Raw genomic sequence first — 21,659 nt, forward strand, 5'->3', positions numbered from 1 at the left:
CATCATCAACCATTGAGAAGGGCCCAACTGTGAGCACCAACGAACCGACCGTCCGTGGCAAGCACGCCAAGACCGGCACCAAGCGCCTGCGGCGCGCCGTGCCGCTGGTCACGGCCGCCGCCATCAGCGCCTCGATGGTCGCGGCCGCCGCCGGCCCGGCCAGCGCCGCCGCCCGGCCCGGCGAGGGCGGCGTGTCCAACACGGCGATGATGGACGCGGCGCGCTACGTCCAGGTCAGCGACGGACACGTCAGCATCGACACGTTCGCCGCCCAGAAGGCCGGCGTCAGCGGCCAGGCGCTGAGCGCCGAAGGCACCATCGTCGCCGGCCTGAACCAGTTCCTGGACACCGGCACCGCCGCTGTCGCCGCTGCCGGCGCCGCCCACCAGGGCACAGCCGTCTCGGTCCCCATGGCCATCCCGGCCGCCGCCCAGGACAAGGTCATCCAGATCGCGCCCGGGGTGACCCTGACCATCGGCAGCACCTCTGTCGAGCTGAGCCTGTCCAAGGACGCCGTCACCGAGATCGAGAGCGTCGTCGCCTTCGGAGCGGCTGTCGCCGCGCTCGTCACCCCGGTCCTGGTCGCTATGGCAGTCCCGAACGCCGCCCTGGTCAGCGGTGTCATCGCGGCCGCGCTCGGCGTCGGCGCCGCCTTCCTCAAGATCTGCACGGCCCCCGACGGCAGCGCCAGCTTCTCCGTCTCGTTGAACGCACTCCCCTCCTGCAGCGGTTTGAGCTCCCTCTAAGTACCCGCTCACGTCGCATCAGCTAGGGCCGAGATCGATCTCGGCCCTAGCTGCTTTCGCATGCGGGGACGGAAGTCGTGACAAACGTCGTGGGCACCGGCGGCCGGGGGCCCAGACCATGGCGGTGCACGGTCGGTGACGGAGCACGGATCCGGACCGGCCGGGAATCGAATCGCGCCGTGGGCGTGGCGCGCGAGGCGTGCGCACCCAGCCATCCCGTGGCCGCAACCTACCGTTCGGGGGCTGAGTCCGCGCCCTCAGCGAATACCGATGCCGCGGCGCGGGTGATCGCTCCACGCCGCAAGAACGTCGGCGCCAGTAACAGCAGCGTCGCGACCTCGACCAGAACGCTGATCAGCGACTGCGGCGAGGGTTGCCATCCGTGCTCCGTGAAGCCGAACACGCCGATCGTGCGCGAAGCGGCGAATCCGCCGAGGGCGCCGGCTGCCGCGCCGGCCGCGCCGAGTCGTAGCAGGAGCGGGCTGTCGAGTAGTAGGAGCGCCGCCAGGGCGAAGGAGGCGCTGGCCTGGAGGAGGAAGAGGACGCCCACGATGTGGACGAAGCGGTAGCCGGTGATGTAGAGCTGGGCGTGGATGTAGCCGCTGATGGTCAGGGTGACGGCTGCCGCGCCGCGTAGGCCGATGTCAGTCAGGGTTCTGGTTCTGGTTCTCGTTCTGGTTCCGATTCCGGTCCGAGTTAAGGTCCTCATGCCAGCCTCGCGTCCGTGACGGCCAACGACGTGGCGCCGGACTTGTACGTCACAGTGCGGATGCCCAGCGCGTCCTTGAGATGCCCGGCCGGCAGGACCTGCGGGGTCGGGCCCGGAGCTTTGCCCGGAGCCGGAAGGGGATAGGCGGTGGTGGTGGCGGAGTGGAAGGTGACGTTGCCCTCGGTCTTGCTGAACAGCTGGTGGACGTGCCCGTTGAGACAGGTGACCGATCCGAACCTGCGCAGCAGGGCCAGGACCTGCATGGCGTCGTCGGTGCCCCAGCCCCACGCCGGATACATGGCGAACAGGGGGATGTGGCTGAAGACCACGATCGGCGTGTCCGGGCTCAGCCCTGCCACGTCCCTGCGGACGAAGTCGATCTGGTCGGCGCCGAGGTGGCCCAGCTTCTCCAGGCTCAGGGTGTTGACCAGGGCTATGAAGTGCACGCCGTGGGTGTCGAAGGAATACCATCCGTCGCCGGTCGTGCCGCGGCCGAATGTTTGGCGGTAGGCGCGCCCGGAGTCGTCCACCGAGTCGTGCTCGCCCGGGACGGTGAACACCCGTCCGGTGTGCACCCCGCTCAGCATCTGCCGGACCTGGTCGAACTGCGCGGCGGTCGACAGGTGCGTCAGGTCTCCGGTGTGCATGACGAAGTCCGGCCGGAAACCCAGGGTGTTGATCTGGTCGATCGCCTCGCTGAAGGAGGCGGTGACGTCGGTGTTGGCCGGCCCGGTGAACCCGATGTGGCTGTCGGAGATCTGGACGAATCGCAGGGCGTTGGCATCCGCGGCGGTCCCGGCGGCGGCTGCGGCGCTGTCCTGGTCGTGGGCGATGTGGCTGACCACCTCGCCGCCGGCGACGGTGAGGACCACGGCGGAGCCGAACCAGCCGGCGTGGCGCAGGAGTTGGCGGCGGCTCATGCCATGCGGGCCGTCCGAGCCTTCCGGCTGGTCCAGGGCGGAGTCGTCGGTCATGGTGTCACCGTCACCGTCGCGGTCATGAACGGATGGATCGTGCACAGGTAGGAGTACGTTCCGGGCTTGGTGAAGGTGTACGAGTAGCTCTGTCCGGTGGCCAGCGCCGCCGATCCCAGCGGGCCGCCCGCGCCCTGGCTGGTGACGGTGTGCGCGTCAGAGTCCTTATTGGTCCAGGTCACGGTGGTCCCGGCGGCCACGGTCAGGGCGGCGGGGGAGAAGGCGAAGTTCATGATCGACACGGCGTTCCCGGCGACCGGTGCCGCGGGTGCCGCCGGTGCCGTCGACGCACCACCGGTGGCGCCGCCGGCCGTGGGCATCGTCATCGTCATGCCCGGCATCGCCGAGGCGTCGGTGACCGGTCCGGTGGCGGTCGACCCGGGGCTGCCGGCCAGGGACTGCCCGCTGCCCGGCCGGATCGCGGTGGAGACGTTCGCGGCGGCCGGGTGGGAAGCGCCGCCGCACGCGGACGCCAGGGCGAGGGTGACCACCGCCATGGCGACCAGATCCGGCTTTCGCGACCGCCCGGGACTGCCGGGGCTTGGGTTGGCACTCGGATGGTTGGCACTCGGATTCATCTGATTCCGGCTCCTGGTTCCGTCTGCTCGATCGTGGTCGTAGACGGATAGCCGGCGGGGTTACAGGAGCGGCCGACAGGAGCGGGCCTCCGGCGGCGTCATGTAACCCGGATCCCTATCTGTCAGTGAGACTTGAACCTTCCGGCACCGACAGACGCTCTGCGAGGTCGATCACAGATGGAGCAGCCTGAGCGATTCGGGCAGCCCCGCCCCCTGCCCACCGCCGCGTATCCGGGCTGGGAGGCGATCTACGCCGACAACATCGAACGGATCTACCGGCTCATGTACGCCAAAGTCGGTAACCGCCAGGACGCCGAAGACCTGACGTCCCAGGTGTTCCTGACCGCCCTGGGACCGCTTCGCGCCACGGCCAGTGTCGGCGAGGTGCGGTCCTACCTGCTCGCCACGGCGCGCACCGTGCTCGCCGCGCACTGGCGGGCGACCCTGGGGCATCAGGTCACTGTGATCGACGTCGACGTCGTCAGCCTGGAAGACGTCAGCGAACCGGGCCGGGAGGAGCGCGCCGGCCGGACGGACGAGCGGATCGGGGCGATCCTGTCCGGGCTGACCGAACGGCACCGCGCGATTCTGACGCTGCGCTTCCTGCGGGGCTACTCCATCAAGGCCGCCGCCGCTGAGCTGGGGGTGACGGTGGCCAACGCCAAAGTGCTGCAACATCGCGCGCTGCGCCGCGCCGCGGGGCTCGACAAGGAAGGGGACGCGTCGTGAAGCGCCCGATCGACCGCTACGTGGAAAGCCTGCTGCGCCGGCGCCGTCCCGCGGACTTCGTCCCCACCGAGGACGACATCGCGATCGCCCGCGCCGCCATCGACCTGGCCGCCGCCGCGCCCGACGCCCAGCGTCCGCGCGAGGCGTTCGTCGAGGATCTGCGCCGGCGCGTCGCCGACCGGCAGGACGCCGCCCCCGAGCCGGCGTCGGCGGCACCGCGGTCAGGGGGATCGGGGTCACCGGCATCGGCGTGGCCACTGGCGTCAGCGTGGTCGCCGGCGGCGCGCCGGATCCGGGGCCGCCGCCGCTTTCTGACCGCGACCGCACTCACCGCGACCGGCGTCGTCGCAGGCGTCGCCGGAGTCGCCGTCGATCGGGCCGTCACCGGGTCCGAGTCGCCGGCCACCGACGCCGACCAGGAACTGACCCCCACCATCGGCAGCTGGCAGACCGTCGCCGGCGCCGCCGACCTCGCCGAAGGCGCGGTGCTGCCGTTCGACCTCGGCGCGGTGTCCGGTTTCCTCCGGCGAGCGTCGGGCCGGGTCCAGGCCGTATCAGGGATCTGCACCCACCAAGGCTGCCGCCTCCACCTCGACACCCCCGGCGACGGCTTCGTCTGCCCCTGCCACGGCGCCACCTTCTCCTTGTCCGGAGCCCCGCTGACCCGCCCGCACGGCAGCTCGCCGCTGCCCGCGCTGCCCCGGCTGCCGGTGCGCATCGAAGGCGGCAACGTTCAGGTATACGCGCCGAACCAGGCGTGACTCACGCAGCGCCGAGAACTGCTCAGCACCCAGAACCGCTCAGCGCCGAGAACCGCTCAGCGCCGAGAACCGCTCAGCGCCGAGAACCGCTCAGCGCCGAGAACCGCTCAGCGCCCAGAACCGCTCAGCGCCGAGAACCGCTCAGCGCCCAGAACCGCTCAGCGCCGAGAACCGCTCAGCGATCAGCCCGAATCCGATACAGCCGACGCATCTCCGCCTCCAACTCGGCCAGCTGCTCGGGGCGGGGCCGGCTCTGGGGTGCGAACAGTCCGTCCTTCTCCCAGCGGTCCGGGTTCAGGCTCAGCGCCGAGACGTTCAGCCAGCCGCGGCCGCGGAGCGGGGCGAGCAGGTCCGGGCGGGCGTCTTCGATCGCCAGGTAGAAGATCACGTGGGCCAGTTCCTCGATGCGCTCCAGGCCGTCGCGGATGCTGCGCAGGACGTCCGCGAAGGTGGGCGGCTGGTCGGTCGGCAGGTTCTGGCAGAACAAGCGGGCCAGGGTGGGAAGGTCGTCGTAGTAGTCGATGAAGTCGAACTCGAAGCGGCCCCGGTAGGTGTCGGCCCAGTCCTGGAGCAGCTTCACGACCGCGCCTTGGGTGGCCACCGCGTGGGCGCCGAGGGCACTGAGCGTGGTGCTGGCGGCGGCGTCCAGGAAGGTCTTGCCGTAGAACTGCGGGTCGGAGAAGGCCCAGCCGACGTAGTAGTCCCAGACGGTCTTCAGGGACATGACCATCGCGTTGCCGTGGAACGGGTAGGAGGACTGGATGTTCTGGGTGAGGCCCTCGGCCAGGGACAGGAACCACTTGTTGGCGTAGGCGACGTAGGCCGGGTCCAGGCGGCCCTCCAGGTCGCGGCCGATCATCTCGGTCACGAAGCTGTTCGCGTAGCCGATCAGGTTCGAGCCCACCGAGTAGTAGGGGTCGGCGAAGACCCCGGCATCGCCGACGCAGGCCCAGCGGTCGGGGGACAGCGTCTGCTGCGAGGAGTGGCTGTAGTTCCTCAGGACCTTGAAATCCAGGACGTTCATCGAGGCCATCGCCGGTCCGAAGCCCGGCACCCGGCCGGTCACGAAGTCGACGGCCTTCCCGATCCGGTTGAAGCCGGTGATCGGGTGCATCTCGTCCCGGGTCACGATGCCGACGCTGGTGTGGTGCGGCGCCAGCGGGATGGCCCACACCCAGCCGCCGTCGAACATGAAGTGATTGGTGGAGTGCCAGCGCGGACCGGACACGCGCTCGTGCCAGTCCCGGTGCTCGGCGCCGATCACGGCGTCGATGTCGAGCCGGCCGTCGAGCCGGAACCAGACCGCGTTGTGCTTCTTCGAGTACTGCTTCCCGAGCCCGAGCTTGCGTTGCAGCAGCCGGTGGCGGCCGGTCGCGTCCACCACCCAGCGACAGGAGACCGAGCGCGGTGCCGGTTCGGCGCCGGCAGTGGGTACGTGGGTGTGGCCATCAGCATCAGCATCGCGCTGGACGCTCACCCGGTGCGGTTCGCCATCCCGACCGAGCTCGATCGCCTCGACCCGGACGCCCTGTTCCAACCCGGCCCCGGCCTGGACCGCCACCTCCCGCAGGTGTTCCTCCAACGACCCGCGGTTGAGCTGATAGGACTTGGCCGGCAGGAACCGCTCGACACCGAACTCCGGCTCGTCCTGGATCGCGGGCCGGCCGCCGTAGAAGTAGCGGAGCCCCAGCTTCTCCAGCTGCTCGCTCTCCAAATACTTGTGCAGGCCCAAGACTTGTGCGAAGTAATACGCGCCGACCTCGACCGACGACTCGCCGACCTTGTGTGCGGACAAGGGGATCGGCGAGCGCTCGCGCTCAAGAACCAGGACCGAGGCTTGCGGGCGCGCTTGCCTGAGCTGTATCGCCAGACACAGGCCGGCCAGGCCGCCGCCGGCGATGACCACATCGAAGTCGACTCCCTTGAACGCCGTCACGGCAGCACCCCTTGACTCAAGAATCCGAAGGTTGGATACGGGGCGACGTCTCGACGACCCGTGCCAGATCGTGGATGGTCCGGCTGATGTAGGGCTGCGCGCTGTCCACGCGGACCCCGAGCAGGCTCTCCAGTTCGGCGACCAGGTCCATGACGCTGAGCGAGTCGCCGCCGACCGCGAAGAAGTCGTCGTCCAGGCCGAACCCGCCGTGGCCGAGGATCCGCTTCCACACGTCGAGCAGGCACGCCTGGACCGGGCTCGGGGCGGCGGCGCGGGGCGAGCCGTCGACCGGGCAGGCCAACGCGGCCAACGCTTTCTCGTCCACTTTGCCGTGCCCGGTCAGCGGCAGCTCGTCGACCGGAATCACGTCCGCCGGGACCATGTACGCCGGCAGCCGCTCGGCCGCCAGGCCCCTGAGCCGCGGCACGTCATCGGCCCGCGCGCCGACGACGAACGCCACCAGCCGGGGCGTTCCCGACTCAGAGTCCTGGCACAGGATGTACGCCTCGCGCACCGACGCGTCCTCGGTGAGACAGGCGGCGATCTGGGCCGGCTCGACCCGCCGGCCCCGGATCTTCAGCTGCCGGTCCGCCCGCCCCAGGAACTCCAGGGTCCCGTCTGAGAGCCGGCGCACGAGATCCCCGGTGCGATACACCCGAGAACCAGAACCCGTACAAGACCCAGACTGAGCCACAGCCCCAGACCCCGGCACAGCGCCGGAGGGGCGAGCCGTGAACTTCTCAGCGGTCAGGGCGGGTTCCCGGTGATATCCACGCGCCAGCCCGGCGCCGCCGAGATAGAGCTCCCCGACCTCCTCGGCGGCGGCTTCGGCCCCCTTCTCATCGAGCACGACCGCCGCGACCCCGTCGATCGGCCGCCCGATCAGCACCCGCTCGGCATCGGCGGCGAGCAGCTGGACCGTCGAGCACACCGAGTTCTCGCAGGGCCCGTACTCATTGAACAGCCGGGTCCCGGGAAGCCGCCGGTAGTGCTCCCGCACCAGATCAAGGGACAACTGCTCCCCGGCCACGGTGACGCTCCGCAGCGCCGAGGCGGTGGTCCGATCCAGACCGGAGAGCAGGCGGTGGTACAAGGACGGGGTGATCAGGAAGTGCGAGACACCCTGACGATCCACCAGATCGACCAGATACGACCGGTCCGTGATCTGGTCGCGCCGGGGTAGCAGCAGCCGCGCGCCGCAGGCCAGGGCGCAGAAAATGTCCTCGACCGAGCTGTCGAAGGTCGGACCCGGTATCGCGAGATGCACATCGCCCGGAGCGAAGCCGTAGTACGCGTTCCGCCAGCGCACGGTATTCAGGACCGCGCGATGCTCCACCGCCACCGCGCGCGGCGTTCCGGTCGTCCCCGACGTGTGCAGGATGTAGGCCAGATCGCCGGGGCCGGCCGCCGGAGTCGGGTTCGTATCCAGAACGGTCTGCGGGGCCATGACGTCCAGGACGAACAGGTCGCCGTCGAAGAACGCCGCGCCGGCGGCCGTGCCGGACTCGATGAGCACCGCCCTCGGCGCCACCGCCTCGATCATCCGCCGGGTCAGGCCCGGGGCGTTGTCCGGGTCCAGCGGCACGTAGGCGCCGCCGGCCTTGAGCACGGCCAGGACGGCCACCACCACGTCCGGCGGGTGCCGGGCCGAGATCACCACCGGGTCGTCCGGCCGCACCCCGCTGACCTCGCGCAGATGGCGCGCGAGCCGGTTGGCCCGGCTGTTCAGCTCCCCGTAGGCGATCGTCCGGCCCTCGTACTCCACCGCCACCGCCTCCGGTGCCCGGCCGACGCGGTCCTCCACCAGGCCGTGCAGCGTCCCCATGCTGTCCATCCCCATGTCGTCCCCCATGCCCTCGCAGCCCTATTTCTCCAGGTGCCGGGAACCGAGCGCGCGCAGTACCGCGTTCAGCGTCGCCTCCGGCTCGGTCTGCGGAAAGTAGTGCCCGCCCGGGATCGCCGCGACCTCGATCGGCGAGCTGCTGACCGCCTGCCAGGCCCGGACGGCGGCCCCGGTCACCTCGGGATCGCCGAGCCCGTACAGCGCGGTGACGCCGATCGCCAGTGGCGGGCGCGACGCGGGCAAGTGGTACGCGGCCCCGGCGGCCAGATCCGCCCGCAGCGCCGGGAAGACCCGGTCCCGGAAATCCTGACGCCGCAGCCGGGCCGGGTCGCCGCCGAGCCGGCGCCACAGCTCCTCGATCTCCGGATCGCCCAACGCCGGCGCCGGCTCCGGTCTCGGGACAGGCGCGGCGAGGACCACCAGCCGGTCCACCGCCCGGCCGCGCCGCGTCATCCGATACGCGAGCTCGTAGGCCAGATGGGCACCGAAACTGTGGCCCAGCAAACAGATCCGCCCCGGCAGGGCGAGCAGCGCCGGAAGAATGTCGTCCGCCAAGGCCTGGACCGAGTCCAGCGGCGGGCGCGCCGAACGGTCCTCACGCCCCGGAGCCACATAGCCATACAGGGCGAGCCAATCCGGCACCCGCCGCTGCCAGGACGCGAACGCGGTGGCACCGGCGCCGGCATGCGGGAAGCAGACCAGGACGGCCTGATCCGCCTCCCCGTCCGGCGCCCTGACCGGGCCGAGCCGACGTAAGGGAAGGTCTGCGGGCGCGTCGAGCGCCGCCTGCGTCGTCACTTGTCAGCCTCCATCGCCAACACGAGCGAGCCCAGACCCGAATCAGCCGTCCGGTCCTCGAAAGGGTCCGTCATGGCCTTCCTCCTGTGTCGGATCTCACCAGGACCGCTCCCCCTGACCGTGGAGCAACTCGGCCGGGACCCCGCGTCCGGCGCACATCTCCAGCAGCAGCCCGGTCTGGCGGACCTGTTCGGAGTCGGCGTCGTAAACGGAACCGGTCAGATGCCGGAGCCAGGGCTCGAAGCCCATCGCGTAGACATAGACCCGGCGCGCCCCGGTCAGCCGGGCCAGCGTGTCGGCCATCGCGGCGTCGGAGCCGGCCAGCCGCCGCCTGCGGTCGTTCTCGCGGCTCGGGCGGGCGGCGAGCAGCGGACCGTAAAGCCAGGACATCGGCGCGCCCACGCACTCCAGCCCGATGAACATCGCGTCGACGCCTTCGAGCAGGTCCGGGATCCGGCGGTGGAGTTCGGGCTCCAGGACGACCGTGTCGGTGGCGAACAAGAACCGGCGCCCGCCGATCTCCACCAGCGGCACCATCTTCGACCGGATGGCCAGGTCCGCGTGCTCGCCGAGGAACGGGATCGCAGTGACCGTGCAGGCCGCGCCGATCCGGGCGCTCTGGAGGTCGCCGAGGGCCGTCACGGTCTGGAAGCCCAGCGCCCGCAGCATCGCCTCCAGCGCGGGATCGAGTACGGTCCCGGCCGAACCGCCCGGCACCACCACCACATCGGTGCGGTGCCGCAGCTGGAGCAGCGTCTCGATCGAGACGTGGTCGGCGTGGGCATGGCTGAGCACGATCGCGTCTATGTGCCGGGGCAGGTCGACAAGCGTGAGGTGCTGATGGCCGTCGTCCCGGTAGCCGAGGATCGGGTCCAGCAGGACGCAGTCCTGCGCGGACTCCAGCAGGATCCCGGCATGCCCCAGGTAGCGCATGCGCACACCCGACTCCGGCTTCGGCACCGGTGCCGGCGGTGTATCAGTGCTATACAACGTGGCGAATCGTTCGGCACCGGACCCCGTCAGCCCCAGGCGCTCGGCCAGCGCGGCCGGATCCACCGCCTCCCACCGGGACTGGAACAGCTCATCGAGTAAGGGCGAGTCGAACGGCAGCGCCACATCGACCCGGTCGTCATCGGTGAGCAGCGGGCTGTTGAAGATGAACGGCTGAGCCGGGTCCGGCGCGCGCCGCAGCGAGATCCGCTGGAGCTCGCAGCGGTACTGCTCACTGCGATAGAGCAAGGGTTCGAAGAAGCGGTACGACGCTTGCCCGAAGTCGTCGTAGGTGAGCTCGACCAGTCCCCGCAGGCTCTCCGGCAGGCGCGGATAGAGCGACGGTAACGGTCTGCCGTCGGCCTCGGCCCGCAGCAGGGCCCGCATCTCCTCGACGTCATCGGCGAAGCGCAGCAGCGGCGCGCACTCCCGCACGGCCTGCTCCTGGAACTCCCGCAGCTTGTCCTCCGGAACCCCCTGGGCATCGAGGAAGGGCCCTGCGATACGAGAGGGATTCGAGATCGCCTCGTCGTGGAAGGCGGGATCGGCCAGGTAGCTCTCGAGGATCGCGAGCTGCCGGTGCTTCAGGTTGAAGCCGGCGGTCAGCGGACTGATCAGGTGCGGATAGGCGTACCACCGGTGGACCAGCGGCTGCGGGCTGACGCTGGCGGCCAGGTAGTGTCCGGTGCCGGTCATCGTGCCGCCCGCTGCTCGGCCGCCCGCGAATCGGCGGGTCGCTCATTGGTCGCCCGTGATTCGGTCGCCCGCTGGTCGGCCGGTCGGTGCTCGGTTGCCCGGTCCTCGGCCGGTCGCGGATCGCTGTGCGGGTCCGTCATCTGTTCCACCATCCGATCCAGGGCTTCGCGGTCGGTCTTGCCGTTCGGCAGCCTCGGCAGCGCCGGCACCGGCACGATCAGCCGGGGGACCGCGGCTCTGGGCAGCCGCCTCATCAGGTCGCGGCGGACCGCGGCCGGGTCGAACAGGCCGTCGGCGCCGGCGACGAAGCCGATCAGCGCACTGATCTCGCCGGTCTCGCCGGTCTCGCCGGGCCCGCTGAACCGCCGGGCGACGCCGACCGCCGCGGTGCCGGCACCGACCGCCGCGCTCAGCAGATGCTCGATCTCGCCCAGTTCGATGCGGGCACCGGCCAGTTTGACCTGTGTGTCGCGGCGCGAAAGGAAGGACAAGGCGCCGGAGGCGTCGACCGACACCAGGTCCCCGGTGCGATACATCCGGACGCCTGCCACCGTGGCGAACGGCGACGGCTCGACGGCCTCGGCGTACCCCAGGGCCACACCGGGCCCGCTGAGCCAGAGCTCGCCGACCAGACCGTCCGGCTCGCTGTCGCGCTGTCCGTCCTCGACCGGTTCGACGTGTACTCCGGTGCCGGGGATCGGACGGCCGATCGGCAGCCGCTCGCGCCCCGCATCAAGGTTCATACATTCGTGCACGGTCGACCAGACGGTGCACTCGGTGGGCCCGTACTCGTTGTAGGCGGTGGCGTGCGGGACGACCTTGGCATGCAGGGCCACCAGCGGTGGCGGGAACACCTCGCCCGCGACGATGACTACGCGCAGCGTGTCCAGCCGGGTGCCGTCAGACTCCTGTGATTCCGTCTCAAGCAGCAGCCGGTACAGCGACGGGATGATCGCCATGTGGGTCCCGCCGTACCGCGAGCAGGCCTGGGCGATCTGCTCGATGTCCATCGGGTTGGCGCTCGGGATCACGATGTGGCCACCGGCGGCCAGCGGCCAGTAGATGCCGGCGACCGAGCTGTCGAAGGAGATCGAGGAACACAGCAGGTACGTCGGCGGCAGCGGCGGGTAGTAGTCGATCCGGGCCTGCGTGGAGTAGCCCAGTGAGCCGCGGGACACGACCACGCCCTTGGGCCGTCCGCTCGATCCGCTGGTGTAGAGCGTGTAGGCCGGGCTGCCCGGTGCCACCGGCTCCGGGGTGAACCCGGACAGTTCCTCGGGATCACTCGGGTCCGCCGGTTCTCCGTCCGGCGCGGTCGCGGCCTCCACGACGTGTGCGAAGCCGTCGAGGCCGACGCTCGTCCCGGCGGCCGACTCCACGACGACCGCGGCTGCCGTGCTCGCTTGGATCAGGGCCATCCGGCGGCGCACCGGCAACGCGGTGTCGACCGGGATGTACTGGGCACCGGTGGCCAGGACGCCGAGCATGGCGGGCACCGCCCACCGGTTGAGAGGCAGGTGCAGTACAACGGCGTCGCCGGGCCCGATCCCCGCTGCCCGCAGCCGCCGCGCGATCCGAGCGGTGTGCGCGGCGAGCAGCCGATAGTCGAACGTCCCGGTCCAGTCCGTCACCGCCGGCCGGGTCCCGTCTTCGGCGGCTGTGCGCAGCACCGCGGCGAGCGGGTCCGCGACGTCTGGCGGTCCGGGTGTGACGTGCTCGTAGCCGAAACGCGGGTGGGCAGCCGCGTCACCTTCGGACCCTGCTTCGGACTCTGCCATCGGCAATATCGCGTCCGGACCCTCGTCCTCGCTCATCGTCCGGCGTCCGGCAGCCAGTCGCCGACGACGGCGGCGACGTGCGCGACCGCCGGCTCCCGCAGCATGGAATAGTGGTCACCGTCGACGAAGCGTACGGTCGCGGGCCGCTCGGACAGCTCGGACCAGCAGGCGGCGGCCTGGGCCCGTACCTGATCCTCCGCGCCCCCTGCGTAGATGAGCGCCAGTTGTTCTACCGGATCAACGGGCTTGTAGCGTCCCAGGGCTCGAACATGCGCGCGATACATGGCGAAGCGCTCCCGGAAGTAGCCCAGGTCGGATTCCACTGGGATTAGTCCCCGGGCTACCGCTTCCTGGAGCACCCGCTCCAGCCCCGCTGAGTAGGGCAGTTCGGCCGCCAAGGCTTCCGAGTCCGTCGAGTCCGCCGGGTCCGCGTGGTGGATCCGGATCAGCTCGTCGGTGTACATCGCCACGATCTCCGCCTCGGTGTAGTCCGGCAGCTGGTCGCCGAGGAAGCTGTCCAGCAGTGCGAGCAGTTCCACCTTCTCCCCGGCCGCCTGGAGCCGACTCGCGACCTCGAACGCCGTCGCGCCGCCCATGGACCAGCCGATCAACGCGTACGGACCGTGGGGCACCAGCCGCTGGATCTGCCGCACGTGGTGCTCGGCCAGGGTCTGCACCGCCTGCTCATCCTCGCCGGGCCGCAGCGGCGGGGCTTGCAGCCCGACGCAGCGGCGGTCGGCGCGCAGGGCTCGGGCCAGCGGGAAAAGCGGGGTGACGTCCCCACCGGCACCCGAGATGAAGAAGACGGAAGGCGTGCCCTCGGCCTCGCGCAGCAACACGCTGTCGGACAGGTCCGGCGTGGCCTCGGCCCGGTGCAGCAGGGTCCGTACATAGGCGACGTCAACCGGCTGGTCCTCCTCGACCGTCTGCTCGAACAGCCAGGCCAGCGGGATCGTCACGCCGAGGGTCTTCTTGATCCGGGCGAGCAGCTGCACGGCCAGCAACGAGTGTCCGCCCAGATCGAAGAAGCACTCGTCGATCCCGATCGGCGCCGTCTGGAGCAGTTCCTCGTACAGGCGCAACAGCTCGACCTCGATGCGGTCGCGCGGGGCGGCGGTCGGCCGCTGCCGGTGATCGGACGCGGACGCGGTCATGCGCGGTGCTCCTTCCGTTCAGCCTTCGACGTGGATGGCCTTGCCGAGGCGTTCGGCGGCGAGTAGATAGAGGTCGGCTACTTCCTTCCCGGTGATCTTCGAATACTGATGCGCCGTCTCGAAGGCCTGGTGCCGGATCAGCCTGCTGCGGTAGTCCGGCATCGGCCCGCCGGACTTCAGCATCCGCAGCCACTGCCGGGTCCCCGGATACGGGCTGTTGATGTTGAGTGAGACGCAGCCTTCCGGTATGCAGCCGTCCTTGTGCAGTTCGGCGACCAGATCCATGGTCTGGACCCGCTCCTGCCAGGTCTCGCCGAGGCCGAACTGGAGCGAGGTGCCGATCCGGACGCCCGCCTCGCGGCACCAGTGCGCGACCTGGCGGAGCCGGTCGGCCCAGTCGGTCGCCCCGGTCAGCATGCGCAGCTGCTGTACCTTCTGGACGCTCCTCTCCTGCGGCGCGGCGGATTCGAGCCCGAAATAGATGTAGCTGCAACCGTTGGCGGCCATGCGGTGCAGCATGGTCTCGTCGATGTCGTTGATCGTGGTCTGACAGCCCCACTCGATGCCGGTGTCCGGATCGCGCTTCTCCAACAGGTCCAGGAACCCGGTCAGCCAGCGGGGGTTCTGCGTGAAGGTGCTGTCGTCGAAGAACACCGCCTCGAACCCCTGCTCCTGGCGCAGCTCGATCTCCTTGACGACGTGCTCCGGGCTCCGCTGGCGAATCTTGGGCTGGCCGTAGAGGAAGGCGTCCGCCGACTCGTGGCAGAACTCGCAGGCGTACTTGCAGCCCAGGCAGGCGAGGATCTGCGCGGTGTTCCGGTTGCCGAAGACGGAGAACCGGTTCTCGTGGCTCAGCCGCGTGACGTCGATGAACGGCAGGGTGTCGCCGTCGATGGGCAGGCCGCTGAACGCGAACCCCTCGACGCGGCCGGATTCCGGATCGAACAGATGCAGGTCGCCGGTGCCCTGCAGGGCGGCGAACCGGTCCCGGCTGGCGAGCAGCCGGGCCTTGAGTGCGGTGGCGCCCGCGGGTTGGCACTCCGAGACGATCTTGAGGACTTCCAGGAGCGCGTACTGCCCGTCGCCGGCGATCACGAGATCGACGCAGGCCCGGTCGGTGTCCGCGGCCAGGGTCTGAAGGGCGGCCAGCCGGTCCTCCTCCTCGGTGGTGAGCCCGAACAAGCCGAGGCCGTTGGCCCGTCTGCCGACCATCGCCCGCACCCGGTCCGAGGCCCGGTGGTAGATCTGCGGATTCACCGCGTCCTCGTGTTGGCCGCCTAGGATGACCAGGGCCTGCGGCAGCACGGCCTTCACCAGCCGCGCGATGCGCAGCGCGTAGAAGTGGCCCTCTGACAGGTTGCTGATACCGACGACCACCGGACGTCGCTCCGTCAGGCAGCGGATCAGGTCGGCCTCGAAGTCCGGGTTGTAACTGGGCGGGTTCATGGTCGCCACGACGTCCGGGACCCGGGGGCCGGGGAACTCCTCGATCCGGAGCATCCGGTCCAGTACCGCGGTGGCGTGTAGGAGCGGAGTCGGGAGCCCCGGGAATGAGCCGGTCGCACCGTCCTCGATGTGCGGGGCGCTGATGAACAGCACCGGGAAGTACTTCAAGCGGTGGCGCGTGGCGAGCACGTCCGCGCTGTCGGCCGCGGGGCGCTCCGCCGCCGGCCATTCGGACAGCCAGGCCTGGAGCTCCTGTTCGACCGCCCATTCGCGCCGCAGCGCCGCCTCGGACACGACCCGCGGGTCCTGTCCGTCGCCGGGGATGAAGCGCCAGTCCCGTTCGTGCTGGTAGAGCACGCTTTCCACGTGCTCCTCGCGTTCCAGCCGGGCCTTGCGCGCGAACGCGGCCGGGATCGCGGTGGGCTGGCTGTTCACCATGGCCGCCCTCCGATGATCTCGGACACCCGGGCCGCGGCGTCGGCCAGCAGCCGCCCCGCTTCCGAAGGGAGCCGGACGACGTGACCCGCACCGTGTGGCTGACCGGTGTCATGGTGCGAAGACAGGATGACCGTGGCTTCGGCGAACGCCGCAGCCGCCGACGCTCGGGAGCAGGCGACCAGATAAGCGAGGTAGTTCGCGAATCGATCGGCTAACTGCTGCTCTAAGGCTGCGCAGACCCGCAACCGCGAGCATGCCCCGTGGATGATTGTTCGAAAGGCCTCTTCCAAGCGTACCGCCAGGGGCACGAGATCATCCCCGGTCGCCGTGGCGGCGTCGGCGGCCAGCGTGCCGACTGCGCGCTGCTGTTGTTGCTCGTCGTCGGTGATCTGCCCGGCGAAGGACTCCAACGCCTTGCCGAACTCCCGCGCCAGCACGTTGCCGTCGACCGGTGCCGGGTCGAAGACGATCACCTGCGGCTCGCCGAGGCCGGCCCGCCGGATCCCGGCGGCCAGCGTCACGGCCAGCGGTGCTCCGGCACAGACCCCCAGCACGGCCACGATGCGGTCCGGGCTTCCAACGAGCTCTTCGAGCCACGGCCGCGTATAGATCTCAGGGTCGCAGTCTTTGAGGTAGTCGCCGGTCGCGGGCGGCGGGACGCTTTCCCAGACTCGATGCCCGTCCAGGGCCGAGGCCAGATCCGAGAGCGACGCCTCGCCGTGCCCGGCCTCGAAATCGATCCCCAGGACGAGGTCGGATCCCGAGGCGGTCAACCGCCGCCAGTGTCGCGCGTCTGCCGTCGTGGGAGTCGCGGGAGCCGTGGGAGTCATGGGATCAGACATGGGCGTCCGCCCAGAAGGACCCGTAGCGTTCGTCGGCCCCGACGCCGACCAGCGAACCGAAATACGGGCGCTTGCCCATCGCCTCGGCCAGCATGCCGAGTCCGTCGAGGAAGACCTCGTACACCTGGTCCGGGGAGGCCAGCGCGGTGCGGTACACCGGCGGAAGCTCCTCATGGTAAAGCGCGAAGTCCTCGTGCAGGAGCTCCATGCCGAAGCGCTCCGGATGCTGGAACATCGCGCTGCCGGGGTACGGCACGAGCCCGAACAGGTACGAGGCCTGGAGCAGATCGCGATCGATGAGATCGCAGATCCATTCGATGGACCCGCGCATCTGGTCCGGGGTCTGGTCGGGGAAGCCGTTGACGGCGAACGCGCAGGCGGCCAGTCCCGCGTCCCGCACCCGCAGTAGCGTCTCCTCGACGCTGCCCAGCTTCATGTGGTGTTTGTGCACGTTCTGGCTGTCCTGGGCGCCGGTCTCCAGCCCGATCTCCACCCACCGGCAGCCGCTGTCGTGCAGCTTGTTCAGGACCCGGTCGTCTCCCAGACAGTTGAGGCGGGTCTGGCAGTCGTAGGCGATACCGCCCTCGTCTTCCAAGGCTGTGAGCAGTTCGAGGGTCCGCTCCGGATGGAGCGTGAAGGTCTCGTCTCCCCAGTAGATGTTGTGGTGTTCTCCGTAGCGCTCGCGATAGGCCCGGATCTCATTTATCACCCGGTCGATGGAGAAGTATTCGGGTTTCTGGCCGATGGTCTGAATGGTGCAGAACGTGCATTTATACGGACATCCGAGGGCATAGACCTGACGCAGATAACGGATGTCCTGGCCGGCATCGGGCGGAAACAGGTCGACCTTCGGCGGTGGGATATCCGCTGCCGACAGGTCCGGATACCGCAAGCCGCTGCGCGCGATCCTGCCGTCCGGCAGCCGGTGCACGAGATTGCCGACGCCGTCCACGCCGCGTCCCTGCGCGAGGGCGTCGATCAGGGCCGGTAGCGCGGTCTCGCCGCGCTCCACGACCACGAAATCAACACCGGGGTGCCGGGCGACCCGGTCGGCGAGCGGGGTGGCCACCACTCCGCCGAAGATCACCTTGGCCTGCGGCCGGAGCTGCTTGACCGCGTCAGCTATCTGATAGGCGAAGTGGAGGTTGACCGTCATCGGGGAGAAGAGATAGGCGTCGGCGGGGTGGGCGCCGACCATGGCCCGGACCACCGCCTCGTCCAGTTCGCCGCCGCTGTCGAGGGCACCCGGGGCGGTGTAGAGATCGACGACGTCCAGATCGGTGTGGCCGTGCCAGACCAGCACCCCTGCCAGCCAGTGCATCCAGTGCGGCAACTCCCACATGGCGTGCCGCATGTGCCGCAGGCCGGGGTGCGTCGAGTGGTACTGGATGTCGAAGTTCCGCCAGAACTGCCGGCGCTGCGGCACCGGCACGGTCGACATCGGCGTGTGGACGAAGGCGATACGCATTCTGGCTCCTCGGGCGTCCCGCATCAGGTGTTCGACGCGTCAGGCCGCGCTGCGGGACCCCGGCGCGGGCGGATGTGGGCCGGCACCGGTGCTCCCGGCCGCCGACGTTTCCCAGAGCACGTGTTCGGTAGGGGTCGGGTGAGTAGGTGGTTGACATCGGGCGGATGCAGGACCGCCTGCCCGACCGGCTCCGGCTCGGTCCGGATCGCGCCGCCGCGGCTTGCGGGCGGCCCGCGTCGGCCCGTAAGGGCCCTGACGGCAGCGAGCGTCGAACATATCGAGTATCAGTCCACGAATAAACTTCGCGCAAGGCCTTGACGGATCCGAACCCCTCGGTTTGAATCCTCACCATTGGCTACGGGGAGGACTATGTCCATCGGTGTCACGATGTCAAACCCGGTGTCGCTTTGGCGCAATCGCAACTTCATGCTCTTCCTGACCGCGCAGACCCTTTCCTCGGTCGGCGACTCCTTCTCCTATGTGGCGATACCGCTGTTGGTCCTGCACACCACCGGTTCGATCGTGCAGATGGGTCTGGTCACCGGTGTGACCGGGGTGGCCTCCATCGGCACCGGCCTGGTCGCCGGGGTCATCGCCGACCGGGTCAACCGCCAGGCCCTGCTGATGGTGTGCGACATCGCGCGGTTCCTGCTCTACGGCCTGATCCCGGTGGTGTGGCTGTTCTCCCCGCAGCTGTGGTTCATCTACGTGGTGGTTCCGCTCGGCGCGGTCTTCGGCATGCTGTTCCGGGTCGGCTACGTGACCGTGGTGCCCAAGCTGGTCTCCTCGGACCAGATCACCGAGGCGAACGGCCGGCTCTACAGCTCCTACGCGGTCGCCGCCGTGGGCGGCCCGACCGCCGCCGGCTTCATCTCGGGGATCTTCAATCCGTCCGTCGCGATCGCCGTGGACTCGGTCAGCTTCGCGGTCTCCGCGATCGGCCTGCTGCTGTTGCGCCGACGGACGGACGCGGCCGAGCGGGCCGCACAGAGCGAGACGGCACAGACTGAGACGGCGCAGAGCGAGACCGCACAGACTGAGACGGCGCAGAGCGAGACCGCACAGACCGACAGTGGATCCAAATCCGAGGAGAAGCGTCCCGCGCGCCAGGGGATCCGGACGGACTTCCTCATCGGCGCCAAGTTCCTGTGGGCGAACGAGATCCTGCGACCGCTGACGATCCGGCTGTCGATCCTGACCTTCCTCACCTACGGCGTGACCGACCTGATCGTGTTCCACATCAAACACGACCTCAAGCACTCGGACACCTTCGCCGGCTACGTGCTGTCCGCCGGGACCGTGGGCACGTTCATCGCCTCGTCCCTGGTGGCCCGGCTCCGCAAACGGTTCGGGTTCGGCAAGTGCTGGACCGTGGCCTTCGTGCTGTGCGGGGCGGCCGTGGCCGGGATCGGCCTGACCGGCGTCATCCCGGTGGTCGCGCTACTGGCGATGGTCATGCTGGCCTGCACCGGCGTCGCGGGCATCTGTTCCATGTCGTTCCGCCAGGAGGTCACGCCCAGCGATCTGCTCGGCCGGGTGACCGCCGCGTTCTGGACCATCCACTCGGCCCTGGGCCCGATCGGGGCGGCCGTGCTGACCGCCGCCGCCAGCGGATACGGGGTCCGCTCCGTCGGCCTGGTCGCCGGGATCGTCATCTCGCTCACCGCCGTCACCGCCGTGGCCACGCCGATGTGGCGCGGCGTGAAACCCCAGCCGGACGAGGCGGATCCCACCGAGCAGGAGCACACCGAGCAGACCCCGGCCGAGGCGCACGCCGACAGCGAAGCGGCGGTCAACCAGGAGGTGAACTGACGGTGCGTGCACAAAGCGCGGGCGCCGAAGTCGGACCCGCCGCCGAACGATCCGTCCTGGACCTGATCGAAGCCACCGCCGCCCGGACCCCTTCGGCCCCCGCCGTCGTCAGTGGCCAGACCCGACTCACCTACGGCGAACTCGACAAGGCCGCCGACCGCCTGGCGCACCGCCTCCTGGCGGCCGGCGTCGAAGCCCAGACGTGTGTCGGCATCCTGATGGAGCGCTCGGCCGCGGCCGTCGTCGCCGTCTTGGCGGTGTGGAAAGCCGGCGCCGCCCACGTTCCCCTGGACGTCGACAGCCCGGACCGCCGCCGCCGGCAGATCCTCGCGGACGCCGGAGTGCGCATGGTCCTCACCGATGCCGCGCTCAGCTCCGAACTCGCCGGCGCATCGGTCGCTGCGGCGTCGGTCGAAACAGCGGTCGAAACAGCGTCGGTCGAAACGCTCGTCGTCGACCTCGCCGCGCTCACCGCCGACGACCGACCGCCGCTCTCCCGGCCGGACCGCTCGATCGGCCCGGCCAGCCTGGCCTACGTGATCTACACCTCCGGCTCCTCCGGCCGCCCCAAAGGTGTCATGGCCACCCACGGCGGCCTGCTCGGCAACCACCTCGCGTGGGAGACCGCCTTCGGGCTGCGCGGAAACATCCGGGCGCACGCCCAGATGGCGAACTTCGCCTTCGACGGGTTCCTCGGCGAACTGGTGCGCGGCCTGTGTTCCGGCGCGGCGCTCGTCGTGTTCCCCCGTGAGCTTGTGCTCCAGCCCGCACAGCTGCTGGAGTCGCTGCGGGCCGAGGGGATCGACGTCGCCGACTTCGTCCCGCCGGTGCTGCGGGCGCTGGCCGAGCACGCCGAGAAGGCCGGGGAGTCGCTGGCCTTCCTCAAGACGGTGATCGTGGGCTCGGACGCCTACCCGGCCGCCGACCTGGCCCGGGTCGCCAGGCTTGCCGGGCCCGGCACCAAGGTCGTGAACTGCTACGGACTGACCGAGGGCACGATCGACAGCACCTACTTCGTCGTCTCGCCCGAGCAGGACTACGGCGACGCGGTGATGATCGGGCTCCCGCTGCCGGGGACCGAGGCCCACATCCTTGACGAGGACCTGCGACCGGTGCCGCCCGGAGCCATCGGCACCCTGTACATCGCCGGATCGACGTTGACCCGCGGCTATCTGGGCGATCCGGGCAAGACCGCGGGAGCCTTCATTCCCCATCCGTTCAGCGGGCGATCCGGCGAGCGGATGTACCGGACCGGCGACCAGGCACGCTACCGGCAGACGTCGCAGGGTCCGCAGATCGAGTTCATCGGCCGCCGCGACCGCCAGGTGCAGCTGCGCGGGTACCGGGTCGAGCTCGGCGAGGTGGAGGCGGCGCTGCGCGGTGCGCCCGGCGTGCGGGCCGTCGCAGTGGTCTGTGACGATGACGACCCGGCCCGCCTGCGGCTGGCCGCATACCTCCTCGCCGAACCCGGCTCCGAGACGACGGACTGGATCGCGCTCGCGCGGGAAAGCCTTCCGCGCTACATGGTTCCGGCCCGGATCGTCCTGGTGTCGGCTCTCCCGATGACCGTGAACGGCAAGGTCGACTACGCGGCCTTGAAGAACGGCGCCGGGACCGAGGTCGCCCCGGCGGCCGCCCGACCCACACCGGTGGCCGCGAGCACCCGCACCGAGGAGCGCGTGGTCGAGCTGTTCCGTGACGTGCTGCTGCATCCGGGGCTCGGGGTGGCCGACGACTTCTTCGAAAGCGGCGGCGATTCCCTGGGCGCGATGCAGATCATCGCTCAGATCCGCCGGGAGTGGGGCGTGCAGTCCTCGGTCCGGGACTTCTTCAAGTCCCCGACCGCGAAGCAGGTGGCCGCCGAGGTCGATCGACAACTCAGCCAGGGGAACGTACGACCCGCGTCCTTCGATCTGATCACCCCGGCGTTCCGGGAGACCGTCGAATATGCCGAGGAGTGA

17 protein-coding genes are annotated in these 21,659 nt (G+C 69.9%); 5 read left to right on the forward strand and 12 right to left on the reverse strand.

The features are described from left to right. The first annotated feature begins 29 nt into the window (after positions 1-29). On the forward strand, positions 30-746 hold the full coding sequence (locus IZR01_RS03600) for a hypothetical protein (protein ID WP_194922868.1): 717 nt from the start codon (positions 30-32) through the stop codon (positions 744-746). A gap of 229 nt (positions 747-975) precedes the next feature. Here IZR01_RS03600 and IZR01_RS03605 read toward each other — a convergent pair whose 3' ends face one another. From IZR01_RS03605 to IZR01_RS03615, 3 genes are read right to left on the reverse strand one after another with little or no spacing between them, the layout of a single operon-like run. Continuing rightward, positions 976-1,455, reverse strand: a complete 480-nt coding sequence (locus tag IZR01_RS03605; protein WP_194922869.1) for a hypothetical protein — start codon at positions 1,453-1,455, stop codon at positions 976-978. After that, positions 1,452-2,429, reverse strand: a complete 978-nt coding sequence (locus IZR01_RS03610) for a metallophosphoesterase family protein (protein ID WP_228558883.1) — start codon at positions 2,427-2,429, stop codon at positions 1,452-1,454. Before IZR01_RS03610 ends, IZR01_RS03605 begins: the two co-directional genes overlap by 4 nt. Next, positions 2,426-2,926: a cupredoxin domain-containing protein gene (locus IZR01_RS03615; RefSeq protein WP_228553832.1), complete on the reverse strand. Its 501-nt coding sequence runs from the start codon at positions 2,924-2,926 to the stop codon at positions 2,426-2,428. The genes IZR01_RS03610 and IZR01_RS03615 overlap by 4 nt, the downstream gene beginning before the upstream one ends. A 258-nt stretch (positions 2,927-3,184) precedes the next feature. Here IZR01_RS03615 and IZR01_RS03620 point away from each other — a divergent pair, with 258 nt between their 5' ends. Both IZR01_RS03620 and IZR01_RS52960 read left to right on the forward strand, forming a co-directional pair. Further along, a complete protein-coding gene (locus IZR01_RS03620; protein ID WP_194922870.1) occupies positions 3,185-3,736 on the forward strand; it encodes an RNA polymerase sigma factor in 552 nt (183 codons plus the stop codon). Beyond that, the gene (locus IZR01_RS52960; RefSeq protein ID WP_194891605.1) at positions 3,733-4,497 is read left to right on the forward strand and encodes a Rieske (2Fe-2S) protein; all 765 of its coding nucleotides are present in this window, start codon (positions 3,733-3,735) and stop codon (positions 4,495-4,497) included. Before IZR01_RS03620 ends, IZR01_RS52960 begins: the two co-directional genes overlap by 4 nt. Before the next feature lie 175 nt (positions 4,498-4,672). Here the strand turns inward: IZR01_RS52960 and IZR01_RS03630 are convergent, their stop codons facing one another. The 9 genes from IZR01_RS03630 to IZR01_RS03670 all read right to left on the reverse strand — a co-directional run bounded on the left by IZR01_RS03630 (position 4,673) and on the right by IZR01_RS03670 (position 17,886). After that, positions 4,673-6,433, reverse strand: a complete 1,761-nt coding sequence (locus IZR01_RS03630) for an NAD(P)/FAD-dependent oxidoreductase (protein WP_194922871.1) — start codon at positions 6,431-6,433, stop codon at positions 4,673-4,675. Between the two features lie 16 nt (positions 6,434-6,449). Further along, a complete protein-coding gene (locus tag IZR01_RS03635) occupies positions 6,450-8,285 on the reverse strand; it encodes a non-ribosomal peptide synthetase (protein WP_194922872.1) in 1,836 nt (611 codons plus the stop codon). 12 nt (positions 8,286-8,297) lie between these two features. Then, positions 8,298-9,074, reverse strand: coding sequence for a thioesterase II family protein (locus IZR01_RS03640; RefSeq protein WP_194891602.1), 777 nt, complete (start codon positions 9,072-9,074; stop codon positions 8,298-8,300). Between the two features lie 96 nt (positions 9,075-9,170). Next, positions 9,171-10,760 carry an MBL fold metallo-hydrolase gene (locus tag IZR01_RS03645; protein ID WP_194922873.1) on the reverse strand — a complete coding sequence of 530 codons (1,590 nt, stop codon included), beginning with the start codon at positions 10,758-10,760 and terminating at the stop codon, positions 9,171-9,173. Next, on the reverse strand, positions 10,757-12,574 hold the full coding sequence (locus tag IZR01_RS03650) for an AMP-binding protein (protein ID WP_194922874.1): 1,818 nt from the start codon (positions 12,572-12,574) through the stop codon (positions 10,757-10,759). The genes IZR01_RS03645 and IZR01_RS03650 overlap by 4 nt, the downstream gene beginning before the upstream one ends. Further along, positions 12,571-13,692: a thioesterase domain-containing protein gene (locus tag IZR01_RS03655; protein ID WP_194891599.1), complete on the reverse strand. Its 1,122-nt coding sequence runs from the start codon at positions 13,690-13,692 to the stop codon at positions 12,571-12,573. Before IZR01_RS03655 ends, IZR01_RS03650 begins: the two co-directional genes overlap by 4 nt. An 18-nt stretch (positions 13,693-13,710) precedes the next feature. Then, entirely contained in the window at positions 13,711-15,576 is a 1,866-nt protein-coding gene (locus tag IZR01_RS03660) for a B12-binding domain-containing radical SAM protein (protein ID WP_194891598.1), read from the reverse strand. Further along, entirely contained in the window at positions 15,570-16,349 is a 780-nt protein-coding gene (locus IZR01_RS03665) for a hypothetical protein (protein WP_194922875.1), read from the reverse strand. Before IZR01_RS03665 ends, IZR01_RS03660 begins: the two co-directional genes overlap by 7 nt. Positions 16,350-16,410: 61 nt before the next feature. After that, positions 16,411-17,886, reverse strand: a complete 1,476-nt coding sequence (locus tag IZR01_RS03670) for a B12-binding domain-containing radical SAM protein (RefSeq protein ID WP_228558884.1) — start codon at positions 17,884-17,886, stop codon at positions 16,411-16,413. A 369-nt stretch (positions 17,887-18,255) separates the two neighbouring features. On the opposite strand from IZR01_RS03670, the gene IZR01_RS03675 reads away from it, so the two are divergent. Both IZR01_RS03675 and IZR01_RS03680 read left to right on the forward strand, forming a co-directional pair. Continuing rightward, positions 18,256-19,698 (forward strand): MFS transporter, encoded by a 1,443-nt coding sequence (locus IZR01_RS03675; protein ID WP_194891596.1) that lies wholly within the window; start codon positions 18,256-18,258, stop codon positions 19,696-19,698. 2 nt (positions 19,699-19,700) lie between these two features. Further along, complete coding sequence (locus IZR01_RS03680) at positions 19,701-21,659, forward strand: non-ribosomal peptide synthetase (protein ID WP_194922876.1); 1,959 nt, start codon at positions 19,701-19,703, stop codon at positions 21,657-21,659.

It is taken from the genome of Catenulispora pinisilvae, from assembly GCF_015356865.1.
GTDB classification, from domain to species: Bacteria; Actinomycetota; Actinomycetes; order Streptomycetales; family Catenulisporaceae; genus Catenulispora; species Catenulispora pinisilvae.

Bases quoted from the DNA above. Each gene is read 5' to 3' on its own strand.
- IZR01_RS03605 (WP_194922869.1), bottom strand. From the start codon at position 1,455: ATGAGGACCTTAACTCGGACCGGAATCGGAACCAGAACGAGAACCAGA.
- IZR01_RS03610 (WP_228558883.1), bottom strand. From the start codon at position 2,429: ATGACCGACGACTCCGCCCTGGACCAGCCGGAAGGCTCGGACGGCCCG.
- IZR01_RS03615 (WP_228553832.1), bottom strand. From the start codon at position 2,926: ATGGCGGTGGTCACCCTCGCCCTGGCGTCCGCGTGCGGCGGCGCTTCC.
- IZR01_RS03620 (WP_194922870.1), top strand. From the start codon at position 3,185: ATGGAGCAGCCTGAGCGATTCGGGCAGCCCCGCCCCCTGCCCACCGCC.
- IZR01_RS03635 (WP_194922872.1), bottom strand. From the start codon at position 8,285: ATGGGGGACGACATGGGGATGGACAGCATGGGGACGCTGCACGGCCTG.
- IZR01_RS03645 (WP_194922873.1), bottom strand. From the start codon at position 10,760: ATGACCGGCACCGGACACTACCTGGCCGCCAGCGTCAGCCCGCAGCCG.
- IZR01_RS03650 (WP_194922874.1), bottom strand. From the start codon at position 12,574: ATGAGCGAGGACGAGGGTCCGGACGCGATATTGCCGATGGCAGAGTCC.
- IZR01_RS03655 (WP_194891599.1), bottom strand. From the start codon at position 13,692: ATGACCGCGTCCGCGTCCGATCACCGGCAGCGGCCGACCGCCGCCCCG.
- IZR01_RS03660 (WP_194891598.1), bottom strand. From the start codon at position 15,576: ATGGTGAACAGCCAGCCCACCGCGATCCCGGCCGCGTTCGCGCGCAAG.
- IZR01_RS03670 (WP_228558884.1), bottom strand. From the start codon at position 17,886: ATGCGTATCGCCTTCGTCCACACGCCGATGTCGACCGTGCCGGTGCCG.
- IZR01_RS03675 (WP_194891596.1), top strand. From the start codon at position 18,256: ATGTCCATCGGTGTCACGATGTCAAACCCGGTGTCGCTTTGGCGCAAT.